The 2413-nt window shown below is 32.1% G+C and carries 3 protein-coding genes; 1 reads left to right on the top strand and 2 read right to left on the bottom strand.

Annotated elements, in window-relative coordinates; genetic code table 11:
* Positions 1-91 precede the first annotated feature (91 nt).
* Both V7137_RS30560 and V7137_RS30555 read right to left on the bottom strand, forming a co-directional pair.
* Positions 92-967, bottom strand: coding sequence for a DMT family transporter (locus V7137_RS30560; RefSeq protein ID WP_335701543.1), 876 nt, complete (start codon positions 965-967; stop codon positions 92-94).
* Between the two features lie 444 nt (positions 968-1411).
* Positions 1412-1963 carry a helix-turn-helix domain-containing protein gene (locus V7137_RS30555; protein ID WP_335701542.1) on the bottom strand — a complete coding sequence of 184 codons (552 nt, stop codon included), beginning with the start codon at positions 1961-1963 and terminating at the stop codon, positions 1412-1414.
* Positions 1964-2042: 79 nt separating this feature from the next.
* On the opposite strand from V7137_RS30555, the gene V7137_RS30550 reads away from it, so the two are divergent.
* On the top strand, positions 2043-2413 hold a 371-nt coding region (locus V7137_RS30550), incomplete at its 3' end, for an AzlC family ABC transporter permease (protein ID WP_335701541.1).

The following is a 2413-nucleotide window of genomic DNA, read 5'->3' as shown; positions in this document are numbered from 1 at the left end:
TTATAATAATAAATATAAAATCTACAACAAAAAGGACAATACCTAAATGAAGGTATTGTCCTTTTTGTTTATCACAATAGAGAAAGTCCTTTTACTTATACACTTGTATTCTGCGGAACCTCATTTCACTAATAAAAGTAGAAACTAATAAGAGAATTCCACCTATGATTTGTAATAACGTGAATTGCTCTTGTAAAATTAACCCAGAGATTAAAATAGCTACAAATGGGTCAAAATAACTCAACATAGCTATGCTCTGACCTTTTAATTTTTCCATACCAGAGAAATACAACCAAAACCCTACTCCTGTATTTACAACCCCTAATAAAATGATAAAAGGAATGGAGGATATAGATACATTTAGTATGTTAAATCCTTCTGTAATAAGAACGTAAGGTAGAAGAATAAAAGCTGTAGTACCCAGTTGAATAATGGTTACTTCCAACCTATCTATATCTTTGATAAACTTATTTAACAACATCAATGCAGCATAAAAAGCTGCTGCAACTAACCCCAAAATTATTCCAAGTACATCATCTTTTCCAGATGCACTTATCCCATTTCCCACAATGAACATCATACCTATTACTGCTATAACAATACATATCACTTTTTTTATAGGTAGTTGTTCCTTTAAAACAAGGGGTGAAAGTAACATCACAAAAACAGGTGCAAAATAATATCCTAATGTAGCATTTGCGAGAGATGTGTAATTATATGATTGATAAAGAAAAATCCAGTTTCCTCCCAAGGCTATTCCTGATGCCAAAAGAACTAACGCATTACTCTTCATCTTTTTCAATGTAAAAGTTTTTCTCTGATTAAAGAATACAAGTATTAAAAAGAGACAACCAATTGAGCTGCTTAAGAATGCTGTTTCACTCGAAGATAAGTCAATGTATCTTACAACTAAACCAATTGTTCCAAAAATAATCATTGACAATATAAACTGAATGTTAGATTCCATTTCCTACTCCTTCGAATCTGCGAAACAGCTTATATTTCGCAGATTCTTAATCTGTTTTAAATATAAGCGTGTTTATGAGCAGAAACGGTGGTGGTGGAGAAGTAGCCAGTCTAACACTTGGATTAATAATTGATTTTGATAATGGCATTAAAAACTAACCTCCATTTTATTAAGATTAAATAAGTATACAATAAAAAATAACCTTTTTATTAATAGATATTTTAAATTTACAGCTTTACTTACAAAAAGGGGCAGCATTCCTGTAATAAAGAACTGTAAAATAGGACAAGTTTGTGAAGAATTGTTCTTAAAGGAACGGGGGCGATGCTTCAATTACGAAGGATCGCTTTTTCTTATTTAAGTAACAGGGAGGTTAGTTGAATAAAAGTTGCGTATCGTTTACGCAACTTTTATTCAATTTAACCTAGAAAATAGACATAGATATTAGTCGGAATAAAAGATAATTATATAGAATCTAACCAGTTCATCAGAAGAGTTAATATAAATGTGTTCAGTATTTGCGTTAAATTTAATCGTCTCATCAGTGTTTAATTCAAACTTCTCACCTTGGACATCGAGTGTAAGTATACCGCGTTGTATAAGTACATATTCCTCACCTATATGCTTTTCGGATATATGACTAACACCAGGTTTTAGGTCTACCGTGAAAATTTCAAACTTTTTTTCCGGATGAAATGGGAAAACGGAATATACAAGATAATTTCCATCATCATCAATCAATGGGTTCAGGTGATTGATGTTTATTTTTTCAATTTGTGGCTTATCAGTTTCCTTTAAAAAAGCAGAAAAAGATACTTGTAACCCATTTGCAATTTTCCAGAGAGTGGTGACAGTCGGGTTTGATTTTCCATTTTCAATTTGAGCTAACATTGCTTTACTAACTCCAGTCAGTTCCGCTACGCTATCTAAGCTCAATCCTCGCTTTTTTCTCATTTTGCCAAGATTATTAGCTATAACCTCTTGAATGATCTCCATAAAAAATCTCCTTGACTCTTTTTTGTGTATACTATAGCATACATATAAACAATATAACAGACAAAAAGGTGGGGAAACTATGAATGAATTATCTCACGAAATGACTCGCGAAGAAAATCTCTCTACATTTTCTCAAGGAGTAAAAGATTGCATTCCAACTTTAATTGGTTATATCAGTATTGGAATTGCTGCGGGGATTGTTGGATCTTCTTCAAATCTAAGTATAGTAGAAATAACTCTTTTATCGGCATTAGTTTATGCTGGTGCATCTCAATTTATTATTTGTGCACTGCTAGTATCAGGAAGTCCTATTTCAGCCATTATATTTACAACTTTCATTGTGAACTTTCGGAATTTTTTATTAAGTATGACATTGGCTCCCCACTTTTCAAAATATTCATTAATGAAAAATATCGGGATTGGAGCACTTGTAACAGATGAGTCGTTTGG

This window comes from Neobacillus drentensis (genome assembly GCF_036962765.1).
GTDB classification, from domain to species: Bacteria; Bacillota; Bacilli; order Bacillales; family Cytobacillaceae; genus Neobacillus; species Neobacillus drentensis_C.
Note: the sequence above shows the minus strand (reverse complement) of the source record. Positions and strands in the feature narration are given on the sequence as shown.